The sequence below is a fragment of the Arthrobacter phoenicis genome (assembly GCF_047238215.1).
In the GTDB taxonomy this organism is placed as follows: domain Bacteria; phylum Actinomycetota; class Actinomycetes; order Actinomycetales; family Micrococcaceae; genus Arthrobacter.
This window is the reverse complement of record NZ_JBDFMK010000001.1, coordinates 2,794,977-2,815,271: the sequence shown is the minus strand read 5'-3', so window position 1 is coordinate 2,815,271 and position 20,295 is coordinate 2,794,977. Positions and strand designations below refer to the sequence as shown.

20 protein-coding genes are annotated in these 20,295 nt (G+C 68.9%); 10 read left to right on the top strand and 10 right to left on the bottom strand.

Annotated features, from left to right (window positions below; translation table 11 throughout):
• The first annotated feature begins 40 nt into the window (after positions 1–40).
• The 3 genes from ABC337_RS13275 to ABC337_RS13265 all read left to right on the top strand — a co-directional run bounded on the left by ABC337_RS13275 (position 41) and on the right by ABC337_RS13265 (position 4,554).
• Complete coding sequence (locus tag ABC337_RS13275; protein WP_412883569.1) at positions 41–1,582, top strand: RNB domain-containing ribonuclease; 1,542 nt, start codon at positions 41–43, stop codon at positions 1,580–1,582.
• 285 nt (positions 1,583–1,867) lie between these two features.
• Positions 1,868–3,664 carry a DEAD/DEAH box helicase gene (locus ABC337_RS13270; protein WP_412883570.1) on the top strand — a complete coding sequence of 599 codons (1,797 nt, stop codon included), beginning with the start codon at positions 1,868–1,870 and terminating at the stop codon, positions 3,662–3,664.
• An 8-nt stretch (positions 3,665–3,672) separates the two neighbouring features.
• Positions 3,673–4,554 carry a DNA-methyltransferase gene (locus ABC337_RS13265; RefSeq protein WP_412883571.1) on the top strand — a complete coding sequence of 294 codons (882 nt, stop codon included), beginning with the start codon at positions 3,673–3,675 and terminating at the stop codon, positions 4,552–4,554.
• Positions 4,555–4,570: 16 nt separating this feature from the next.
• On the opposite strand, the gene ABC337_RS13260 is transcribed toward ABC337_RS13265, so the two are convergent.
• Together ABC337_RS13260 and ABC337_RS13255 are read right to left on the bottom strand one after the other, a co-directional pair.
• The gene (locus ABC337_RS13260; RefSeq protein ID WP_290256465.1) at positions 4,571–5,179 is read right to left on the bottom strand and encodes a MarC family protein; all 609 of its coding nucleotides are present in this window, start codon (positions 5,177–5,179) and stop codon (positions 4,571–4,573) included.
• Positions 5,180–5,187: 8 nt separating this feature from the next.
• On the bottom strand, positions 5,188–6,033 hold the full coding sequence (locus ABC337_RS13255; protein WP_412883572.1) for a PHP domain-containing protein: 846 nt from the start codon (positions 6,031–6,033) through the stop codon (positions 5,188–5,190).
• 84 nt (positions 6,034–6,117) lie between these two features.
• On the opposite strand from ABC337_RS13255, the gene ABC337_RS13250 reads away from it, so the two are divergent.
• A complete protein-coding gene (locus tag ABC337_RS13250) occupies positions 6,118–7,695 on the top strand; it encodes an aminopeptidase P family protein (RefSeq protein ID WP_412883573.1) in 1,578 nt (525 codons plus the stop codon).
• A 73-nt stretch (positions 7,696–7,768) separates the two neighbouring features.
• Here the strand turns inward: ABC337_RS13250 and ABC337_RS13245 are convergent, their stop codons facing one another.
• Positions 7,769–8,662 carry a YflT domain-containing protein gene (locus tag ABC337_RS13245; RefSeq protein ID WP_412883574.1) on the bottom strand — a complete coding sequence of 298 codons (894 nt, stop codon included), beginning with the start codon at positions 8,660–8,662 and terminating at the stop codon, positions 7,769–7,771.
• A 77-nt stretch (positions 8,663–8,739) separates the two neighbouring features.
• On the opposite strand from ABC337_RS13245, the gene ABC337_RS13240 reads away from it, so the two are divergent.
• Genes ABC337_RS13240 through ABC337_RS13230 form a run of 3 tightly spaced genes read left to right on the top strand, consistent with a single transcriptional unit; the run spans position 8,740 to position 11,877 of the window.
• Positions 8,740–10,023, top strand: a complete 1,284-nt coding sequence (locus tag ABC337_RS13240; RefSeq protein WP_290255761.1) for a magnesium transporter MgtE N-terminal domain-containing protein — start codon at positions 8,740–8,742, stop codon at positions 10,021–10,023.
• Positions 10,016–10,720: a DUF1003 domain-containing protein gene (locus ABC337_RS13235; protein WP_412883575.1), complete on the top strand. Its 705-nt coding sequence runs from the start codon at positions 10,016–10,018 to the stop codon at positions 10,718–10,720. Before ABC337_RS13240 ends, ABC337_RS13235 begins: the two co-directional genes overlap by 8 nt.
• Positions 10,721–10,734: 14 nt before the next feature.
• Positions 10,735–11,877: an Mrp/NBP35 family ATP-binding protein gene (locus tag ABC337_RS13230; protein ID WP_412884927.1), complete on the top strand. Its 1,143-nt coding sequence runs from the start codon at positions 10,735–10,737 to the stop codon at positions 11,875–11,877.
• 305 nt (positions 11,878–12,182) lie between these two features.
• Here ABC337_RS13230 and ABC337_RS13225 read toward each other — a convergent pair whose 3' ends face one another.
• The 3 genes from ABC337_RS13225 to sigE form a co-directional block, all read right to left on the bottom strand.
• On the bottom strand, positions 12,183–12,560 hold the full coding sequence (locus ABC337_RS13225) for a twin-arginine translocase TatA/TatE family subunit (protein WP_290255766.1): 378 nt from the start codon (positions 12,558–12,560) through the stop codon (positions 12,183–12,185).
• Positions 12,561–12,650: 90 nt separating this feature from the next.
• Positions 12,651–13,718 (bottom strand): anti-sigma factor, encoded by a 1,068-nt coding sequence (locus tag ABC337_RS13220; RefSeq protein WP_412883576.1) that lies wholly within the window; start codon positions 13,716–13,718, stop codon positions 12,651–12,653.
• Between the two features lie 88 nt (positions 13,719–13,806).
• Entirely contained in the window at positions 13,807–14,436 is a 630-nt protein-coding gene (sigE, locus tag ABC337_RS13215) for an RNA polymerase sigma factor SigE (protein WP_412883577.1), read from the bottom strand.
• A 241-nt stretch (positions 14,437–14,677) separates the two neighbouring features.
• On the opposite strand from sigE, the gene ABC337_RS13210 reads away from it, so the two are divergent.
• On the top strand, positions 14,678–15,310 hold the full coding sequence (locus ABC337_RS13210; RefSeq protein WP_290255769.1) for an O-methyltransferase: 633 nt from the start codon (positions 14,678–14,680) through the stop codon (positions 15,308–15,310).
• 83 nt (positions 15,311–15,393) lie between these two features.
• On the opposite strand, the gene ABC337_RS13205 is transcribed toward ABC337_RS13210, so the two are convergent.
• From ABC337_RS13205 to ABC337_RS13190, 4 genes are all read right to left on the bottom strand, one after another.
• Complete coding sequence (locus ABC337_RS13205; RefSeq protein ID WP_290255770.1) at positions 15,394–15,561, bottom strand: DUF3117 domain-containing protein; 168 nt, start codon at positions 15,559–15,561, stop codon at positions 15,394–15,396.
• Between the two features lie 190 nt (positions 15,562–15,751).
• Positions 15,752–17,005, bottom strand: a complete 1,254-nt coding sequence (locus ABC337_RS13200; protein ID WP_412884928.1) for a hypothetical protein — start codon at positions 17,003–17,005, stop codon at positions 15,752–15,754.
• Between the two features lie 74 nt (positions 17,006–17,079).
• The gene (locus tag ABC337_RS13195) at positions 17,080–17,493 is read right to left on the bottom strand and encodes a DivIVA domain-containing protein (protein WP_412883578.1); all 414 of its coding nucleotides are present in this window, start codon (positions 17,491–17,493) and stop codon (positions 17,080–17,082) included.
• Between the two features lie 36 nt (positions 17,494–17,529).
• On the bottom strand, positions 17,530–18,258 hold the full coding sequence (locus ABC337_RS13190) for an LOG family protein (RefSeq protein ID WP_412884929.1): 729 nt from the start codon (positions 18,256–18,258) through the stop codon (positions 17,530–17,532).
• Between the two features lie 312 nt (positions 18,259–18,570).
• Between ABC337_RS13190 and ABC337_RS13185 the strand changes: the two genes are divergently transcribed.
• The gene (locus ABC337_RS13185) at positions 18,571–19,326 is read left to right on the top strand and encodes an amino acid ABC transporter ATP-binding protein (RefSeq protein WP_290255773.1); all 756 of its coding nucleotides are present in this window, start codon (positions 18,571–18,573) and stop codon (positions 19,324–19,326) included.
• Between the two features lie 56 nt (positions 19,327–19,382).
• A complete protein-coding gene (locus tag ABC337_RS13180) occupies positions 19,383–20,291 on the top strand; it encodes a glutamate ABC transporter substrate-binding protein (protein WP_290255774.1) in 909 nt (302 codons plus the stop codon).
• Positions 20,292–20,295: the final 4 nt, after the last annotated feature.

Sequence of the window (20,295 nt, the reverse complement as noted above, 5' to 3'; positions counted from 1 at the left end):
GTTCAAGACTAGCGGCGGATTTCGGGCTACCCTGACTTTCGTGTCTCACCATCGCCTGACGCCGAGCGTCCGCCAGCAGCAAAACCAGCTAGCCAAGGCGCTGAAGGCCCTGCGCACCCTCCTGGAACTGCCCGGGCCGTTCCCCGAAGAGGCGCTGCGCGACGCCGAGGCGGCGGTGGCCGGGCACGAACTCCCCGGCCTGGACCTGACGCACGTGGAGTTCGTGACGATCGACCCGGCGTCGTCCACGGATCTGGACCAGGCACTGTTCATTGATCGCTCCGGGGACGGATACAAGGTCTTCTACGCGATCGCCGATGTCCCCTCCTTCGTGGCCCCCGGCGGCCCGCTCGACGCCGAGACGCGCCGCCGCGGGCAGACGTTCTACACGCCCGAGGGCCGCATTCCGCTCCACCCCGAGGTCATCAGCGAGGCCGCCGGCAGCCTCCTCGCCGGCCAGCTCTGCGCGGCCTTCGTCTGGGAGTTCGAACTCGACGCCGCCGCCGAGGTGTCCTCGGTCCTGATGCGCCGCGCCCGGGTCATCAGCCGCGCCAAGCTCAGTTACGCCGGGGTGCAGGCGGACCTCGACGCCGGCACGGCGGCCCCCGTCCTGGAACTGCTGAAAGAGGTCGGCGGCAAGCGGGTGGAGCTCGAACGGCAGCGCGGCGGAGCGAGCCTGAACATGCCGGACCAGGAAATCGAACAGCTCCCCGACGGCGGCTACCGGATCGTCGCGGCTCCCCCGCTGCCGGTGGAGGACTGGAACGCGCAGATCTCGCTGATGACCGGAATGGCCGCCGCGGGCCTGATGCTCGAGGGCAAGGTGGGCATCCTGCGGACCATGCCCGCGCCGGACGAACGCTCCCTGCGCCACTTCCGCCGGCAGACCGGAGCGCTGGGCAAGCCGTGGGACGGGGAGACCAGCTACGGGGAATACCTGCGCACCCTGGACCCCACGGATCCCAAGCAGCTGGCGATCCTGCACTCGGCCGGGATGTTGTTCCGCGGCGCCGGGTACACCCCCTTCGATGGCAGCGTCCCGGACGACGCCATCCAATCCGCCATCGGCGCGTCCTACGCGCACTCCACCGCCCCGCTGCGGCGCCTGATCGACCGGTTCGTCCTGGTCATCTGCGAGGCGCTCTCGAATGACGGCGAGGTTCCGGCCTGGGCCCGGGAGGCGCTGCCGTCCCTGCCCGCGATCATGGCCGCCTCGGACCAGCTCGCCGGAAAGCTGGAGCGGATGTCGCTGGACACGGTCGAGGCGGCGCTGCTGGTCAACCACGTCGGCCAGGAGTTCGACGCCGTCGTCATCTCCGGGTCGAAGCCCGCCAACGGTAACGGCACGGGTCCCGGCAACGGCGCCGGCGCAGCCCAGGGCACCACCGGGAAGGGTACTGGGAACGGGAACGGGACAAAAGCCAACGGCAACGGAAACGGTCCGTCCGGGATCGTGCAGATCGCGGAGCCGGCCGTAACCGCCCGCTGCCCGGGTGAGATGGAGTCGGGCAGCCTGGTCCGGGTGCGCGTCGTCTCGGCCGACATCGCCGCCCGCGAGGTGCGGCTGGAGCTGGTCGGCTAAGGCCGCACCGCGCCGCAACGGCCGCGCCGTCGGGGACGCAGAGGCCGAACGGCTAGACTGGAAGGGTAGTAATGGATGCCCGGTCGTTGATTTCCTCGTATTTTCGAATCAACAAGCCCGCCCCTACGCGATCTTGAGACACACCCGCTGGTCCCAGTGCCAGCATCTAGATAGCCCGCGATCGGCTCCACTGGACTTGCTTGCGCCTAACGAGCGTGCTCCGGAACGGCCCTCCGCCGCCCCGTCGAGCAGGCAGCGCAACCCAAATGAATAAGGAAACTCCCCGTGAGTGAATTGCACACGCATCAGCTTCTGACCGACGAATCCGGCACGGAATCGATCGAACCGGAAGAAACCATCAGCTCCGACGAGGCGCCCCACGCCCTTCCGGAAAAAACGTTCGCCGACTTCAACGTCCGCGCCGACATCGTCGAGTCCCTGGCCGACGCCGGGATCACCCACCCGTTCCCCATCCAGGCCATGACGCTGCCGGTGGCCCTGGGCGGCCACGACATCATCGGCCAGGCCAAGACCGGTACCGGCAAGACCCTCGGCTTCGGCATCCCCGCGCTGCAGCGGGTCATCGGCCGCGACGACGCCGGCTACGACGCCCTCCCGACACCGGGTGCCCCGCAGGCCCTCGTGATCGTCCCCACCCGCGAGCTCGCCGTCCAGGTCGCCAACGACCTGCAGAACGCCGCCCGCAAGCGCAACGCCCGGATCGCCACCATCTACGGCGGCCGCGCGTACGAGCCGCAGGTCGATGCGCTGCAGAAGGGCGTGGAGGTCGTCGTCGGCACCCCCGGACGCCTCATCGACTTGTTCAAGCAGAAGCACCTGGTGCTCAAGAACGTCAAGATGGTCATCCTCGACGAGGCCGACGAGATGCTGGACCTGGGCTTCCTGCCGGATGTCGAGACGCTGATCGCCGCCACCCCGGCCGTGCGCCAGACCCTGCTGTTCTCCGCCACCATGCCCGGCCCGGTCATCGCCATGGCCCGCCGCTACATGAGCCAGCCCACCCACATCCGCGCCGCGGACCCCGAGGACGAGGGCCTCACCAAGCGGGACATCCGCCAGCTGATCTACCGCGCCCACAGCATGGACAAGGTCGAGGTGGTGGCCCGCATCCTGCAGGCCCGCGGCCGCGGCCGGACCATCATCTTCACCAAGACCAAGCGCACCGCCGCTAAGGTCGCCGAGGAACTCGTGGACCGCGGGTTCGCGGCCGCCGCCATCCACGGTGACCTCGGCCAGGGCGCCCGCGAACAGGCGCTGCGCGCCTTCCGCAACAACAAGGTGGACGTCCTCGTCGCCACCGACGTCGCCGCCCGCGGCATCGACGTCGACGACGTCACGCACGTGATCAACTACCAGTGCGTCGAGGACGAGAAGATCTACCTGCACCGCGTGGGCCGCACCGGCCGCGCCGGCAACAAGGGCACCGCCGTGACCTTCGTGGACTGGGACGACATGCCGCGCTGGGGCCTGATCAACAAGGCACTCGGCCTGAGCGTTCCGGAACCCATCGAAACCTACTCCTCCTCCCCGCACCTGTTCGAGGACCTGGATATCCCCGAGGGCACCAAGGGCCGTTTGCCGCGCGACAAGCGCGTCCTGGCCGGCGTGGACGCCGAGGAACTCGAGGACCTGGGCGAGACCGGCAAGAAGAACACGCGCAGCAGCGCAGGCACCGGCTCCCGCGACGGCGGACGCTCCGGCTCCCGCGACGGCGGACGCTCCGGCTCCCGTGAGGGCGGACGCTCCGGCAACCGCGAGGGTTCGCGGGCCGGTTCGTCCGAAGGCGGCCGCGAAGGTGGCCGTTCCGGTTCCCGCTCCGGTTCGCGTGAGGGTTCGCGCGAAGGCACCCGCGAGGGCTCACGCCGTCGTCGGACCGCACCCGAGCAGGAGACGACCGCAGCGCCCGTGGAGGCCACCGGGCGCGCCGCTGCCGCGACGTCCGCCACCGAGGTTGACCGGGCCACCCGTGCCCGCCGCCGCACCCGGACCCGCCGTCACAACGGCGAAGTGGTTTCCGGCGAGGCCCAGGGCGGTACCGCGACGCGCAGCGCCGAGGCCTAATTTCCACCATGCCTGATTCCGTCTGGGCGCCGGACGGCAGCAACCTGGTGGTACACGCGGACAACGCGGAGTACCTCCAGACGCTGCCGGACGGCGCCTTCACCCTCATCTACGTGGACCCGCCGTTCAATACCGGGCGGGTCCAGAAGCGCCAGGAAACGAAGATGGTGCTCAACGCCGACGGCGTGGGCGACCGGGTGGGTTTCAAGGGCCGCTCCTACGACACGATCAAGGGCGCCCTGCACAGCTACGACGACGCCTTCAGCGACTACTGGTCCTTCCTGGAACCGCGGCTGGTGGAGGCGTGGCGGCTGCTGGCGGATGACGGCACGCTCTACCTGCACCTGGATTACCGCGAGGTGCACTACGCCAAGGTGATGCTGGACGCGATCTTCGGCCGCGAGTGCTTCCTCAACGAGATCATCTGGGCCTACGACTACGGCGCCCGCGCGAAGTTCCGCTGGCCCACCAAGCACGACAACATCCTCGTGTACGTCAAGAACCCGGCGAAGTACCACTTCGACAGCGCCGAGGTGGACCGGGAGCCGTACATGGCGCCGGGCCTGGTCACGCCGGCCAAGCGGGAGCTCGGCAAGCTGCCCACCGACGTCTGGTGGCACACCATCGTCTCCCCCACAGGCCGGGAGAAGACCGGGTACCCGACCCAGAAGCCCGAGGGGCTGATCCGCCGCGTGGTGGCAGCCTCCAGCCGGCCCGGGGACTGGTGCCTGGACTTCTTCGCCGGGTCCGGGACGCTCGGTGCCGTGGCCTCAAAGCTGGGCCGCAAATTCGTCTGCGTGGACCAGAACCAGGCGGCCATCGACGTCATGGCCAAGCGCCTGTCCGGCGCCGCCGAGTTCACCGCGTACCCGGCCACTCCGCCTGCCTGAGAATCCGGCCTGAGCGCTACATCCAGCTCTTCACGAAGGAGTGCACGGCGTCGGCGATCATCTGCACGGCGATCGCCGAAAGCAGCAGGCCGGCGATCCGGGTGACCAGCTCGACGCCGTTCTCCCCCAGCGCCCGCTGCACCAGCCCGGCGAACCGCATCGCCAGGTACAGGGACGCCAGCGTCACGGCGATGCCCACCCCCACCGCAAGGTACTGCGGCACCGTCGAGGACCGCTGGACGAACACCATCACCGCCACGATCGCGCCCGGGCCGGCCATCAGCGGTGTGCCCAGCGGGACGAACGCCACGTTCTTGTACTTCGCCGCGCTCTCCTCCCCGCCGGTGGACCCGGTCAGCAGCTGCAGCGCGATCAGCACCAGCAGCAATCCGCCGGCGCCCTGCAGGGCCGCCAGGGAGATGTGCATGTAGTTCAGGATGGACTGACCGAAGATCGCGAAGGTGACAATCACGCCGGTTGCCACCACGAGCGCCTGCAGGGCCGAAAGGTTGCGTTCCTTCGCGTTCATCTGCGCCGTCAGGGACATGAAGATGGGCACAGTGCCCGGCGGGTCCATGATCACGAAGAGCGTCACGATCACCGAGGCCAGCAGCTGCAGGTCGATCCAGTCCATCAGCGCACCACCGCGGTGCCGCTGGCGAGTTCCTCGATGCGTGCCAGCACCTCCGGGGCGGTGGTGTTCTCGCCCAGCAGGTTCGGCTTCCCGGCGCCGTGGTAGTCAGAAGATCCGGTCACCAGCAGGTCGTGCTCCGCGGCCAGGCGGCGCAGGAAGGCCCGGCCCTGTTCCGGGTTGTCCCGGTGGTTGACCTCCAGGCCGGCCAGGCCGGCGTCGATCATCTCCCGGTAGGTGTGCTCGCCGACGATCCGGCCGCGGGAGGACGCCACCGGGTGGGCAAAGACCGGGACCCCGCCGGCAGCACGGACGAGTTCGACGGCGGCTGCCGGATCCGGGGCGTAGTGCTGCACCCAGTAGCGGGACCGGGAGGTCAGGATCGTCGCGAAGGCCTCGCTCCGGTCCTCGACGACGCCGGCGGCCACGAGCGCGTCGGCGATGTGCGGGCGGCCCAGGGTGGCGCCGGGGGCAACGTGGTGGATCACGTCGTCCCAGCTGAGCGGGTAGTCCTCGGCCAGCAGGCTGACCATCCGTTCGGCCCGGGTGAAGCGGGCGTCCTTGGACTTGGTGATCTCCTCCAGCAGCCCGGGGTGGGCGGGGTCGTGCAGGTAGCTGAGCAGGTGCACGCTGATGCCCTCGCGGGTCCGGCACGAGACCTCCATGCCCGGGACCAGGGCCACGCCCAGGTTCCTGGCCGCGGCGGAGGCCTCGGCCCAGCCGTCCGTGGTGTCGTGATCGGTCAGGGCCACCACGTCGAGTCCGGCCTCCGCGGCGGCGGCGATCAGCTCCGCCGGCGGCTGGGTTCCATCGGAAACATTCGAGTGGGCATGCAGGTCTATCCTCACCTGTCCAGCCTAGTAGATCGGGGTGCCTCCGGGCCCCGTGCGGCCTGTTGGCCTAAGCCGCGCCGCTGGTGAGACGATGGGGACGTGAACGATGCAGATAACACCCAGATCTCCGCTTCCCAGCCCCTCGAAGAGCGCGTCAACAACCGCTCCCAGCGCCCCGCTTCCGAGGCCTTCAAGGCCTTCATGGCCAGCAACTGGGCTTCCGCCCCGGCAGAGCTGCCGGAACGGGACGCCGTCGCCGGCCACGCCGCCTCCCGCCGCAAGGCCATCTCCGAGCTGTTCAAGGGTGAACGCCTGGTGATCCCGGCCGGCCCGCTGAAGGTCCGCTCCAACGACTGCGACTACCGTTTCCGCCCGCACTCGGGCTTCGCGCACCTGACCGGTCTCGGCCTGGACCACGAGCCCGACGCCGTCCTGATCCTCGAGCCCACGGACGAGGGCAAGGGCGACGACGGCGGCCACCACCATGCGACGCTGTACTTCCGTCCCCTCGCCGGCCGCGATACCGAACAGTTCTACGCCGACTCCCGCTCCGGTGAATTCTGGATCGGCGCCCGCCCCACCCTCGCCGAGTTCAAGGCCCGCCTGGGCCTGGCGACCGCCGACCTGGCCGAACTCGAACTGGCCATTACCAAGGACGTCGGCGCGTCCGAGATCGGCGGGATCTCCATCCGCCTGGTCCGCAAGGTCGACGAGAACATCGACGCGCTCGTGGACACCGCACGCTACAACACCGCCAAGGACCCGGAAAACCTGGACCTCGGCGTGCTGGACGCCCTCGACGAGAAGCTCAGCGAGGCCCTCTCCGAACTCCGCCTGATCAAGGACGAGTGGGAAGTCGAGCAGATGAAAATCGCCGTCGCCGCCACGGTGGAAGGTTTCACCGAGGTGGTCAAGGCCCTGCCGCGGGCACTCACCCACCACCGCGGCGAGCGTGTGGTCGAGGGCGCGTTCTTCGCCCGCGCCCGTGAAGAAGGCAACGAGCTCGGCTACGACACCATCGCTGCGTCCGGCAACAACGCCACCGTGCTGCACTGGACCCGGAACACCGGCAAGGTCAACGCCGGCGAACTGCTCCTGCTGGACGCGGGCGTCGAGGCGGATTCGCTCTACACCGCCGACGTCACCCGCACCCTGCCGGCCAACGGCACCTTCTCCGAGATCCAGCGCAAGGTGTACGAGGCCGTCCTGGACGCCGCCGACGCCGGTTTCGCCGCCGCCCAGCCCGGCACCAAGTTCCGCGACATCCACACCGCCGCCACTACGGTCCTGGCCGAGCGCCTGTCCGAGTGGGGCCTGCTGCCGGTCTCCGTTAAGGAGGCCATCAGCGTCGACGGCCAGCAGCACCGGCGCTGGATGCCGCACGGCACCAGCCACCACCTGGGCCTTGACGTGCACGACTGCGCCCAGGCCAAGCGGGAGCTGTACCTGGACGGCGTCCTCACCCCCGGCATGGTCTTCACGATCGAACCGGGCCTGTACTTCAAGGACGAGGACCTGGCCATCCCGGCCGAGTACCGCGGCATCGGCGTCCGGATCGAGGACGACATCCTGATGACCGAGGACGGCCCGGTCAACCTCAGCGCCGCCCTGCCGCGCAAGGCCGACGACGTCGAGTCGTGGATGGCGGGCATCTACCAGGAAGTCGACGCCCAGTAAGGCCCCCGACCCGCTTACGAGAGAGGACCCCCGGCGCTGCGCCGGGGGTCCTCTTTTTGTCTCGTGGGTTCAGCTACTGCCGAGGCTGGCCGCCCTCGGGCTGCTGTCCCTCCTGCTTCGGCGCATCGCCGACGCGGATGCCGTACTGCGGGCGTCCGTCCGGCAGGTCCGGGTAACGGACGGCGGAGGGGCGGGCGGGCTGCTGGTTCGGCTCGCCGGCCGGGGCACCGTACTGGCCCTGCTGAGGTCCGCCCTGCTGCTGGCCCGGTTGCTGGCCGGCTTCCGGGGAGCGCTGGCCGTAGGGGTCGGTCCAGCCGGCCGGACGCTGCGGGCCCTGCGGCTGGCCCTGCTGCGGGCCGCCGTACTGGGGACCATTTTGCTGAGGACCGGTCTGCTGGTGGCCGCCCCAGGGCTGCTGGCCCTGCGGCGGGGTGTGCTGCTGGTAGCCGGCCGCGTCGGAGCGGTTCATCGGCAGCTGCTGGAGCAGGCGGCGCGCCTCGTGGGACGCCTCGAAGGCCACCACCACGTCGTAGTTGGTAGCGACCACCTGGCTGGTGGAGGTGAAGTCACGCTTGCCGCGCTGCATGGCGTAGGTGACGATGCCGAACAGCATGAAGAAGGCGGCGCCCATCAGCACGGAGGTCATGATGGAGAAGTAGCCGTCCGAGGTGGAGAAGAAGGAGAGCATGACGCCGACGAACAGGCCGAACCACATGCCGCTGAGTGCGCCGGAGAGCGCCACCCGGGGGTAGGTGAGCCGCCCGGTGACCCGCTCCACCATCTTCAACTCGTTGCCCACGATTGAGACAAGCTGCACGGGGAACTGCTGGTCCGCGAGGTAGTCCACGGCCTTCTGGGCGTCCAGGTAGGAGCTGTAGGAGCCGACCGTGTCACCCTTGGGGACGGCGCGGGCATCGTCCGCCCCGCCCGGAACGTTGGCCTTCGGACCACCAAAAATGTTTGACATAGGCCCATTCTCACCCATCGAGCTGGTGGGCGCCTGCAAATTCAGCTAAAAGAGAGCAGACTCGGTAGCCTGTAGGAGTGAGCACCACTCTTTCGCGGGTATTTGTCGCGCGCCTCCTCGGACTGGACGTCTTCGACCCCCTGGGCGACCGTCTGGGCCGGTTGCGCGATGTCGTCGTGCTCTCCCGCGGCAACCGCGGCGCACCCCACGTGGTGGGCATCGTCGTCGAGGTCCCGGGCAAGAAGCGCGTCTTCGTGCCGATGACCCGCATTACCTCGATTGACCAGACCCAGGTGATCTGCACCGGGCTGGTGAACCTGCGCCGCTTCGAACAGCGCGGAGCCGAAACCCTGGTGGTCGCGGAGATGTTCGACCGGCGCGTGACCCTGGCCGACGGCAGCGGCGACGCCACCATCGAGGACATCGCGATGGACCGGCACCGTTCGGGCGACTGGTTCGTCAGCAAGCTCTTCGTCCGCCGCGGCCACTCGCTCTCGCCGCTGAGCCGGCTGCGCCGCAACGAGACCCTCATCATCGACTGGGCCGACGCGCAGCAGGGCGCCCGCACCGAACCGCAGGCCGCCACCCAGTTCGTCGCCACCCACGAGGACCTCAAGCCGGCCGACTTCGCCGAGGCCCTGCAGGAGATGAGCGACAAGCGCCGCTTCGAGGTGGCCAGCGAACTCCAGGACGAACGCCTCGCCGACGTGCTCCAGGAGATGCCCGAGGGAGACCAGGTGGAGATCCTGTCCGCCCTCGACGTCGAACGCGCCGCTGACGTGCTGGAAGAGATGGACCCGGACGACGCCGCCGACCTCCTCGCCGAACTCCCCTCCGCCCAGGCCGAGGAACTCCTGCAGCTGATGGAGCCGGAGGGCGCCGAGGACGTCCGGCGCCTGCTCGAGTACGACGAGGACACCGCCGGCGGCCTGATGACCCCGGTCCCGGTGATCCTCCCGCCCGAGGCGACCGTGGCCGAGGCTCTGGCGCATGTCCGGCGCGAGGAGCTCTCCCCCGCCCTGGCGTCGTCGATCTTCATCGCCCGTCCGCCGCTGGAGACCCCCACCGGGCGGTTCCTCGGCGTCGTCCACATCCAGCAGCTGCTGCGCTACCCGCCGCCGGAACCGCTGGGCAACCTGGTGGACAAGAATCTGGAGCCCGTCTCCGACCAGGCGCACATCAGCGAGGTGGCCCGCACCCTGGCCACCTACAACCTCAACTCGCTTCCCGTGGTCAACGACGACGGCCGGCTTGTCGGGGCGGTGACTGTTGACGACGTGCTTGATCATCTGTTGCCCGACGACTGGCGCGCCCACGAGGATGACGCCCCGATAAGGAAGCTTGGAGGCCGCATTGGCTGAACTCAGCACCCCCCGGAACTCCAACGTCCGTCCCGGCACCCGCTCCGCCGGCACCCTCGACACCCCGCTGAGCGGCCGGCAACGCATCCTGCCGAAGCTCTCGCCCAACCCGGACGCGTTCGGCCACGCCACCGAGGGCTTCGCCCGCTTCATGGGAACGCCGCAGTTCCTGGTCTACATGACCGTGTTCTGTGTCTTCTGGCTGGCCTGGAACACCTGGGCACCCACCGACTGGCAGTTCGACTCCAAGGACCTCGGCTTCACGCTGCTGACCCTGATGCTCTCGCTCCAGGCCTCCTACGCCGCTCCCCTGCTGCTGCTGGCCCAAAACCGCCAGGACGACCGGGACCGCGTCTCGCTGCAGCAGGACCGGCAGCGCGCCGAACGGAACCTCTCGGACACCGAATACCTGACCCGGGAACTGGCGTCCCTCCGCATCGCGCTGCGCGAGGTCGCCACCCGCGACTACGTACGCGCCGAACTGCGCAGCCTGCTGGAGGACATGCTGGAGGCGCAGGAGGAGCTCCGCAACCAGGAAGAGCCCGGCGCCGGTCCGGACAACCCGCGGGACAAGGTCAAGGAACACCTCCGGGAACGCCGGGACAAGCAGCGCGGTCCGCGCACCCAGCAGATCCCCCGCGTCCGCGCCGACGGCGGCGCCGAGACCCAGGGCCGCCGCTCCGTCCCCGAAAGCTGACATCCGTGAACACCCTGCAGGATCACTCCGGCGCGCCCGGACTGGAACCGGCGGTCCGCGCCGCGCTGGCCACCGTCATTGACCCGGAGCTGCGACGCCCCATCACCGAACTCGGGATGGTCGACGCGGTGGAGATCGACGACGCCGGCCGGGTGAAGATCAGCGTGCTGCTGACCATCGCCGGCTGCCCGCTGCGCGGCACCATCACCGCCGACTGCGAGGCGGCGCTGGCCGCCGTCCCGGGCGTCACCGCCGTCGACGTCGAACTGAAGGTGATGACGCAGGACCAGCGGGACGCGCTCAAGGAGATGCTCCGCGGTCCGGGCGGTGCCCGCGGCATCCCGTTCAACCAGCCCGGCTCCCTCACCAAGGTCTACGCCGTGGCCAGCGGCAAGGGCGGGGTGGGCAAGTCTTCCGTCACGGTCAACCTCGCCTCCGCGCTGGCCGCGAAAGGCCTGCGGGTCGGGATCGTCGACGCCGACGTGCACGGCTTCTCCGTGCCGGCGCTGATGGGCATCACCGCCGCCCCCACCCGGGTGGACGACATGATCCTGCCGCCGGTGGCGCACGGAGTGAAGGTCATCTCCATCGGCATGTTCGTCGCCGGGAACCAGCCGGTGGCCTGGCGTGGTCCCATGCTGCACCGCGCGCTGGAGCAGTTCCTGACGGACGTCTACTTCGGGGACCTGGACGTGTTGTTCCTGGACCTTCCGCCGGGCACCGGGGACATCGCCATCTCCGTGGCGCAGCTGCTGCCGGGTGCGGAGCTCCTGGTGGTCACCACTCCGCAGGCCGCGGCGGCGGACGTCGCCGAACGTGCCGGCACCATCGCCGCGCAGACCGGGCAGACGCTGGCGGGCGTCGTGGAGAACATGTCCTACCTGCAGCTGCCCGACGGCGGCCGGATGGAGCTGTTCGGCAGCGGCGGTGGCAAGGTCCTCACCGAGCGGCTCTCCGCCACGGTCGGCGCCGACGTGCCGCTCCTGGGCCAGATTCCGCTGGAGATCCTGCTGCGCGAGGGCGGCGACGCCGGCACCCCGCTGGTGCTGGCGCACCCGGAAACCCCGGCAGCGGCGGCACTGGAAGCCATCGCGGGCCGGCTCGCCTCCGTCCCCCGCAACCTCGCCGGCCGCCCGCTGGGACTCCAGCCCCGCTGACGGGCCTCCTCATCAGCTCCGTGCCTTCACCGCCACTCCTGCGGCAAGCCACGTCGAAATGACCGGCCTCCAGCCGCCGGTTGAAGCAGTGTCTCGATTACTGTCAAAGGTCCTCGATCCGCAGACGATAGACCGGAAAGCTTCCTGAAGATTCGCTTTGGTCTGTCTCTAACAGCCCGGTGATCCGTCGGCTAAGGGATGGTCGTTACCGGCAGGGAGCTAAATGCCTGAGTGAAGCATCGCTGGGACCAGACCGTTGGCTATGGGGCCCGTCAACCGCTTTGACGACCCGCGTGTTCGCTGCCCTAGGTGGCTTCGGTGTCGAAGGGGGCCGGCACGCCCTCGGGCAGCCGTTCCACCACCCGGGCGGGCTTCCGCTCCTCCGCGGCAGCCACGGCCGCAGGAGCACCGGCGCTGACCGGCTTGGTGTCATCCTCCAGCAGGGCCTCGCGGATGATCCGGCGGGGGTCGTACTGGCGGGGATCGTACTTCTTCCAGTCCACATCGTCGATGTCGATGCCGACTTCTTCCTTGATCTGTTCCCGCGCGCCGGACGCCATCCGCCGGACTTCCTTGACGATGTTCGCCAGTTTCTGGGTGTATTCGGGGAGCCGGCTGGGACCGATCACCAGGAGGCCGATGATCAGCAGCAGAATGAACTCCGGGCCGTTGATTCCAAACACTCTAGGAAGATTACCCTCTCGTCCCGGGAGCCGACGATTCGGCGCCGGAACGTCCCCCGGCACTCCGTGTGCCGGCGAAAATGCGGGCGCTCATCGGGCCAGCAGCTCGACGACGCGCTGCAGGCCTCGGCCCAGCCGGGTCTGCAGGGACTCCGCTGCCGGGGCACCGGCGGCGTCGGCCCCGGGGCCTGCGGTGGCGGGCTGGGCGGACTGCAGCGCCGCGGCGACGCCGTCGTCCGTCCCGGCCGGCGGAGCCTCGGCGACCACGGTGAAGGTCGCGCGTTCGGTCCGGTAGATGGCCCGGTAGGGCGGCTGGCGGTTGACCCAGAGGACACCGGGTGTCCCGTGCCCTGAAGCCTCGGGAGTCGCTGGGTGCAGAGTGACGGGCACGAAGCCGTCGGCCGGGGCCGGGCGGCCGGTGAGGACGTTGACGGGCACGCCGCCCCCAGTGCCAGAGGGAGTGCCGGCAGAATCCGGGTGTTGTTCCAGCACCGTGGCGAAGGACTGCCCGTCGGTCAGGCGCAGCTCCAGGACGTCCTTTCCGTCCGCGGCGCCCGCACGCGCCCAGGCGAGGTGGTAGCCGAGGTCACGGAACTCGGGGCAGGCCCAGCCGCGGGTCTGCAGCGCGGAGAGTTGCTCGGCGCTGAGGGATTCGGCCGGCGCGATGTCCGGTTCCCCGCTCAACCGCCAGCCGGAGACGGATGCCATTTGGGCGGAAACGAAGCGGCCCGTGCCGGGCGGGGTGAGCGAATCGGTGAAGGCGGGGGCACCGGCGGCAGCCCCGGTTTCCTCACCGAGGACGTACGCGGTCCCCGCTGTCAGGCAGGTGGCAGCGGCCACGCCTCCGGTCACGGCGGCGGCCAGCCGGACCCGCGCGTTGCGGGCCGGCGGGGAAGGCACGGTCGGGGCGGCACGCGTTTCAGCTTCAGGGCGCGCGGTTTCGGGCTGTGCGGTACCCGTGCGCGTGGCTCCGGGCTGTTGCGCCATCTCACTGGTCCGTGCCAGCAGCCGGGCGGTCAGGTCGCCGCTGGCCTCCGGGACGGCGGCGTTACGGAGCCGCTGCAGGTACTGCCGCTCGTGGGCCTGGCGCCGCCGGCAGCCGGCGCAACGCTGCAGGTGCCGTTGCAGGCGGCGTTCGGCGGCCGCGCTGGGAAGCACGCCGGCGGTCCGATGACGCCGGGCCTGCCGGGCGAGGAACTTACACGCCAGGCCCCCCAGGAGAACTCTCAGCTGTGCCATCGTCCCGTCAGAGCAGACCGGCGATGCGCGGCATCTTCAGGCGGGGCTTCAGGGCGGCCTTGGGCTGCGGACGGGGGTCGCGGTGCGCAAGCTTCTCCCGCAGCAGGGTCCGGCCGCGGTGGATGCGGGAGCGGACGGTGCCGAGCTTGACGTCCAGGGCGGCGGCGACCTCGTCGTAGGAGAGGCCTTCCAGGTCGCAAAGCACGACGGCGGCGCGGAAGTCCGGCGGCAGCTCCTCAAGGGCGGCCTGAACGTCCAGGTCCAGGTTGTTCAGCTCGAAGCTCTGCTCCGGGCCCGGTTCCCGGCCGGGGATCCGGGATTCGGCGTCCTCGGCCAGCGCGTCGAACCGGATCCGACTCTTGCGGCGTGCCTGGTCCAGGAAAAGGTTGGTGGTGATGCGGTGCAGCCAGCCGTCGAGGGTGCCTGGCTTGAAGTTCTCCAGCGATCGGAAAACGCGGACGAAGACCTCTTGCGTGAGGTCCTCGGCGTCGTACTTGTTGCCCGTCAGCCGGTACGCGAGGCGGTAGACCTTGGCTGAGTGGTTCGTGACCACTTCCTCCCACGTCGGCCGGACCCATTCGGCCTCGGCGGCGGGCTGGGCGTGATCACTGACTGGGACATTTGCCAGAACCGACATTGTCCACTCCCCTCGCAGATGGTGTTTACGTCTCCGTGGCGCCTGCTCCTGCAGGCTCCTGCACCACTGGTTCGACGCCGATCACCGTGGGGATGAGCGGATAGCCATCATTTCAAAAATTTCTGGGAAATTCCTGACCCGCCCGGGGACTTCCGCCATCGGCGGAATGCCGCGCCGGTTCGCGGGTCCGGACCCAGTACGCTGGAGGGAACACTCCCCTCCTGCCCGGAAAGCGATACCCATGAGCGCCGATAAGTCCACAAGCTGGTCCTACGCAGAAGATCTGCCTGCCGAGGACGAGGTCTTGCTGCACGCGCGTGAGCGGTCGTTCCAACTGGGTGTGACGCCGGTAGGTCCGGGAGTGGGCGCCGTGCTGACTGTGCTGGCCGCCGCGTCCAAGGCCCAGACCGCCGTCGAGATCGGCACCGGGGCCGGCGTCTCCGGCGTCTGCATCCTCCGCGGCCTGGGCCCGCAGGCGGTCCTGACCACCATCGACGTCGACGTCGAACACCTGCGCGCGGCGCGGGAATCCTTCCAGGAGGCCGGGAACCCGGCCAACCGCACCCGCACCATCTCCGGCCGCGCCGGCGACGTGCTCCCCCGGCTGACCGACAGCGCGTACGACCTGGTCTTCATCGACGCGGACAAGCCGAACTACCCGCGCTACGTGGAGCAGGCCATTCGGCTGCTCAAGCGTGGCGGCCTGCTGATCGTCAATGACGCATTGGACCAGGACCGTGTGGCTAACCCCGCGGCCCGGGAGGCCACCACCGTGGTGCTGCGCCAGATCGGCAAGGCCATCCGCGACGACGAACGGCTGGCCTCGGCCATGCTGCCCACCGGTGACGGACTCCTGGTGGCCGTCAAGAAGTAACCACCTGCAAACGCACAAGGGACCGGCTGCCTCGCGGCAACCGGTCCCTTTGTTCTTGTCCTGCCAGCCGTGCCGGCCGCGTCCTATTCGGTGACGCCGACCAGGCATTCCCTGAGGTTCGATGCCTCAGCGGCGTTAAGTTCGACCACCAGCCGGCCCCCGCCTTCCAGCGGGACCCGCATGATCAGGCTGCGACCCTCTTTGGTCACTTCCATCGGTCCGTCGCCGGTGCGCGGTTTCATAGCAGCCATGCGGAATATCCCCTCCAAATTGTCCCGTGACTTTCCAGCCCGGCCGGGCTGTGTCCGCTTGGTCCATTAAGCTGCCCGCCGGCCGCGAGCGGACGCCGGGGTTTGACACTCAGTTTTCCTTAGCTTGGGCACCATTATCCCGTAATTATCTGACCGTAGCTAATCGATGGAGATTCTTCGTCGCGGCGGATCAGGGCGGGTAGTCCCCGCCGCCGGGCAGTTGGGCCCAGGCCCAGAGCCACACAACCCACACGAGCTGGAGCAGCAAAAACATGATGACAACGGCGCCGCGGTAGGCCCGGGACCGGGAAATCCAGGCCGCGCTGAGTGCCAGCGGGAAGAGCGGCAGGAGCATCCGGAAGGTGCTTGTTTGAGGGTGCAGGAACACCAGCAGGTACCCCACGTAACAAACGCACCAGAGGCGCAGCTCGGTCCCCAGCCGGACCGCCGGTTTGGACATCATCAGCAGCGCGAACAGGGCCACGAACACAAACGGGGCCAGCAGTCCCAGAACGGGCCCGAACAACTGCACGCCGGTATCGAACCACGGCTTGAAGGGCACCAGGTCGTGGCCCCGCCACACCGTCTCGGTTCGCGTGTAGGCCTGGATGTCCCCGGTGACCGCCCACGCGATCGCAGGCCAGAGCAGGGCGCCGACGCCGGCGACGGCGGTCAGGGCGGCCAGAGTCCAGAGCCCGGCGGGGGTGTCGTCCGCGGGACGGCCGGCGGGCGCCTGGCCGGACAGACGGTGGCCGCGCCCGGCGCTGACGCGGCCGTACAGGCGGTACAGGAACAGCAGCCCGAGCATCGCCGCGAACGGGACGCCGGTGGGCCGGGAGAGGTCCATCAGCAGCACCACGGGCATGGCCCACAGGTACCGGCGCTCCAGCACCAGCAGCAGCGCCGCCGCCAGCAGGAGCAGGTTCAGCGACTCGGCGTAGGGCACCTGGAGGATGGGTGCGACGGGGAACGTCGCCACGAACACTGAACCCCACAGCGCGGTGCGGTGACCTGCCTTGAACCGGAACAGGCGGTAGACCGCCAGGGCGGCGCCCAGCCCCGCTACCGAGGCTATCAGGGTGAGAGAGGTTGCCGGGGCCAGTCCGGTCAGGCCGCTGAGCACCCGGCCCAGCAGCGGGAAGAGCGGATAGAACGCCCAGGCGTTCTCCTTGACGTTGCCGGCCGCGTCCACCGGGAGTTCGGACGGATAGCCGTTCCGCAGCGCCTCGCCGTACCAGCGGGCATCCCAGATGTTGATGAAGTTCCAGTAGTCCGGCTTCGGCGGGAACCAGGGGTTGACGCCCTGCTGCAGTGCGGCGCCGGCGAAGATGCACGCGCTGACCAGCCGGGCGGCAAGGTACAGCGCCGAGATCTGGAGCCACCAGGGCCACCGGGCGGCGCGGGCTCCCGTGGCGGCGATCACCCGCCACAGGGCGCCGGTCACGCCCTCCGGCGCCGCCGGGGCGGCGGGACGGACCTCGACGGCGGGGCCCGCCTCGCGGACGGGGCGCGGTTCGTTCACGGTGCCGGGTGCGTGGCCGGGGCGGGATGTGGGGCCGTGGCGGAACGCGCGGAGTGGCCCGGGTCCGCGGCGGGCGCCGTCGCGGTCTCCCCGCCGGCCCGGGACCTCAGGTCCTCCAGTTCCCGGTCCTTGCGGATGATCTGCGCCTTCAGCTCGTCCAGGACCTGGTCCACCTGGTCCATCCGGTAGCCGCGGACTCCCACGGCGAACCGGATCCGGTCGATATCCGCCGTCGTCGCGTCCTCGGGCAGCAGGACGTCCGGCAGCGACGCGACCGGCTCATCGAACCCGTCGTCGAACGCCCGGCCCACCCCGCGGCCGCGGCGGAAAAGCCGCGGCACCAGGTCCGTACCGAGGAAAATGGCGACGGCTGCCAGCACGACCGCCAGGAAGACGAGGAAAAAACTCACAGCTCCATGGTGCCAGAGAAGCCGGGGCGCGGCCGGTCAGGCGTGCGGGGCGGTCTCGCCGCCGGGCGCCGCGCCGGGGTTGTTGCCGCTGGGGTTGCGGTGCCGGGCAGCCCCCTCGACGATGAGTTCGACGGCGAGCGCCGGATCGTCGACCACCTGGACGAGGTCCAGGTCCTGCTCGGCCATCATGCCCTCGGTGACCAGCGTGGTCTGGATCCATTCGAGCATCGGGCTCCAGAACGCGGTGCCGATCAGCACGATCGGGAAGGAGGTCACCTTGCGGGTCTGCACCAGGACCATCGCCTCGAACAGCTCGTCCAGGGTCCCCAGTCCGCCCGGCAGCACGATGAAGCCCTGCGCGTATTTGACGAACATGGTCTTACGCGCGAAGAAATAGCGGAAGTTGATGCCCAGGTCCACCCACTGGTTCAGGCCCTGCTCGAATGGCAGCTCGATGCCCAGGCCCACGGAGACTCCGTTGCCCTGGACTGCGCCCTTGTTCGCGGCCTCCATGGAACCGGGTCCGCCGCCGGTGATCACGGCGAGTCCGGCCTCGGCCAGCTTCCGGCCCACCTCGACGCCGAGTTCGTAGTTCAGGCTGCCGGGCTGGGTGCGGGCGGAGCCGAAGACGCTGACCGCCGGGCCCAGGTCCGCCAGGGCGCCGAAGCCTTCGACGAATTCGCTCTGGATCCGCAGCACCCGCCAGGGATCCGTGTGCACGAACTGCCCGGGGCCCTTGGTGTCCAGCAGCGTCTGGTCGGACATAGTGACCTTCGCCGCCCGGCGCCGTAGTTCCAGGGGGCCCTTGTGCCGGATGCCGTTGGCCGGCGGATTATCCCGCCGCCCGGTTCCCCCATTGCCGCCGGCGGTGCTGCCGCCGGAGGATGCGGGCTGCTCGGGCACGGGCTGCGGATCGCTTTTCATGCCCCCAAGGCTAGCCCCCGGGGAGGCACCGGATGTTCGAGGCCCGCCGGGCGCGGTCCGGGGTTCCCCGTGACGGGTATCTCTTGTGTCACGATGTGGACGAACTGGGAGTGATTGGCGTCATAAGGGGCTAATCTTCGCTAGATTCTTTCTATGACTACTCAAGTACCCGGCGATGCCCTCGTCTCCCTGAAGGCCGTGAATAAGCACTACGGCCAGTTGCATGTCCTCAAGGACATCAATCTGAACGTCCGCAAGGGAGAGGTCGTTGTTGTCATCGGCCCCTCGGGCTCGGGCAAGTCAACGCTGTGCCGCACCATCAACCGGCTGGAAACGATCGACGACGGCGTCATCACGATCGACGGCAAGGAACTTCCCGCGGAGGGCAAGGGCCTGGCCAAGTTGCGGGCAGACGTCGGCATGGTGTTCCAGTCCTTCAACCTGTTCGCCCACAAGACGATCCTGGAGAACGTCACGCTGGGTCCGATCAAGGTCAAGGGTGCCTCCAAGGCCGAGGCCGAAAAGGACGCCATGGCGTTGCTGGAGCGCGTCGGCGTCGGCCAGCAGGCGCCGAAGCTGCCCGCACAGCTCTCCGGCGGCCAGCAGCAGCGCGTGGCAATTGCGCGGGCCCTGGCGATGAAGCCCAAGGTCATGCTGTTCGACGAGCCCACCTCCGCACTGGACCCAGAGATGATCAACGAGGTCCTCGACGTCATGGTCCAGCTCGCCAAGGAAGGCATGACCATGATCGTGGTTACCCACGAGATGGGCTTCGCCCGCAAGGCCGCGGACCGGGTGGTCTTCATGGCCGACGGCCAGATCGTCGAAGACGAGACGCCCGAGGAGTTCTTCACGAACCCGAAGAGCAGCCGCGCCAAGGACTTCCTCTCCAAGCTCCTGACCCACTAAGCACACCGCATCTCTCTCCGGCCGCCGACAGGCGGCCGTCCAATGAAAGGTATCCGATGAAGAAATTCTTTAACGGGAAGAAGCCCCTGTTCGTCGCGGCCACCGCGGCTTTGGCTCTCTCCCTCAGCGCCTGCGGCGGCTCCGGCAGCACCGGCGGCGCTGCTCCGGCCGGCGGCGGGGACCAGGCACCGTACAAGGTTGCCGACAACGTCTCGCTGACCGGCAGCCCCACCTACGACGCGATCAAGTCCAGCGGCAAGATCCGCATCGGCGTTAAGCAGGACCAGCCCGGCCTCGGCTTCAAGGATGCAGCCACCGGCGAGTACTCCGGCTTCGACATCGAGATCGCCAAGTGGGTTGCCGCGTCTCTGGGCATGAGCAAGGACAAGATCGAGTTCAAGCCGATCCCGTCCGCCAACCGTGAGTCCGCCATCACCAACGGCGACATCGACTACTACGTCGGCACCTACTCCATCACGGACAAGCGCAAGCAGCTGATCGACTTCGCCGGACCGTACTTCGTCACCGGCCAGGGCATCCTGGTCAAGAAGGACAATTCCAGCATCAACAGCGAGAAGGACCTCTCCGGCAAGAACGTTTGCTCGGCCACCGGTTCCACTCCGATCCAGAACATCAAGGCCAACTTCCCGGGCACCAAGACCACCGAGTTCGACACCTACTCGCAGTGTGTTGAGGCCCTCAAGAGCGGCCAGGTTGACGCGGTCACCACCGACCAGGCCATCCTGCTCGGCTACGCCGCCCAGGAGCCGGACAGCCTGAAGGTTGTCGGCCAGCCGTTCACCACCGAGAAGTACGGTGTCGGCCTGAAGAAGGGTGACACCGCCCTGCGCCAGTTCATCAACAAGACCTTCACCGACGGCGGTTCCGTCTGGCAGAAGATCTACGACCAGACGCTCGGCCAGTCCGGCACGAAGGTCCAGCAGCCCGCAGTAGAGAACTACTAAAACC